Source organism: Streptomyces sp. H27-H1, from assembly GCF_026627445.1.
Lineage (GTDB): Bacteria > Actinomycetota > Actinomycetes > Streptomycetales > Streptomycetaceae > Streptomyces.
Genome location: NZ_JAPNLJ010000145.1, coordinates 1 through 1282, shown reverse-complemented (window position 1 = coordinate 1282; position 1282 = coordinate 1). Strand labels below are relative to the sequence as shown.

At 68.7% G+C, this 1282-nt stretch carries 1 protein-coding gene; it reads right to left on the bottom strand.

Annotated features, from left to right (window positions below; all coding sequences use genetic code 11):
* Nucleotides 1-32 precede the first annotated feature (32 nt).
* A protein-coding gene (locus OTB20_RS42185; protein ID WP_267825186.1) for an IS3 family transposase occupies nt 33-1213 on the bottom strand; the annotation gives its coding sequence in 2 pieces (ribosomal slippage) (nt 33-946 and nt 946-1213; 1182 coding nt in all).
* Nucleotides 1214-1282 lie beyond the last annotated feature (69 nt).

Here is a 1282-nt window from a genome sequence, read left to right as displayed (position 1 = left end):
GGGCGTTGACCCTCGATCGTGGACACCGGCTGTTATGCGGCGGTGGCCAGCGTAGTTGATCGCAGCTCGTAGGTGATCGGGCTGATCTGGCCGAGGCGGGAGTGCCGCCTTCGGGTGTTGTAGCGGGTCGCCCATCGGAAGACCGCGAGCCGGGCCTCACGGGCCCCGTTCCACCGTTTCCGTCCCTGGAGCGTCTCGCGTTTCATGGTCGCGTTCAGGCTCTCCGCGGTGGCGTTGTCCGCGCTCGTGCCCACCGCGCCGCGCGATCTGGCCACGCCGAGCTCCTCGCAGACCTGGGCGAACTCCTTCGACACGTATTGGGCTCCGTTGTCGCTGTGGAAGATCGCCCCGCGTAGTCCGGCGGCGCCCCGGGCGGCGGCCGCGGCCTTCAGCGCGTCGGTGACCAGCGAGGTGCGCATGTGGTCGGCGATCGACCAGCCCGCCAGGCGCTTCGAATACAGGTCCAACACCGTTGCCAGGTAGAGGAATTGGCCACCTCCGATCGGGAGATAAGTTATGTCGCCGACGTACTTGGTGTTCGGCTCATGCGCGGTGAAGTCGCGCCGCAGCAGGTCCGGCACCGGTGTCGCCGACGGTTCGGGGATGGTGGTGCGGACCTTCTTGCGCAGGTGGAAGCCGACGATGCCCCGGGCGCGCATAACCCTGGCGACGCGCTTGTGATTGACCCGCACGCCGTCGTCCCGCAGCTCGGCGGTGACGCGCGGGGCCCCGTAAGTGCCGTCGGACTCGGCGTGGATCTGGGCGATCCGCTCCGCGAGTTCGGCGTCCGCCCGGGCCCGGCCAGCCCGCGCGTCCGCGCCGGCCAGCCACCGGTAGAACCCGGAACGCGAGAGCTTCAGGATCCGGCACAGCCGCTTGACGCCGAAGGCGCCACGGAGATCGTCAACGAACTGGAAGCGGCTGCTCACCAGCTGGTCTCGCCCGCAAAATACTTCGCGGCCCTCCGCAGGATCTCTCGCTCGAGCTCGAGCTCCTTCACCCTCGCCCGCAACTGCCGGTTCTCCTTCTCGATCGCGCCGGCCTCGCCGGCGCCAGGCCGGGCGGCCTGCTCGGCATCCCGGACCCAGACGCGCAGCGTCTCGTGGTTGATGCCCAGGTCCTTGGCCACCGACGCGTAGCTACCACCAGGCGTGCCCCGGTACAGCGCGACGGCATCGGCCCGGAACTCAAGGCTGTACTTCGACGTCCCCAACGGGAACTCCTGTTCCTCGGATCTTCACGATCCAATGATCAGGGTGTCCACGAGCAAGGGTCAGGCCCC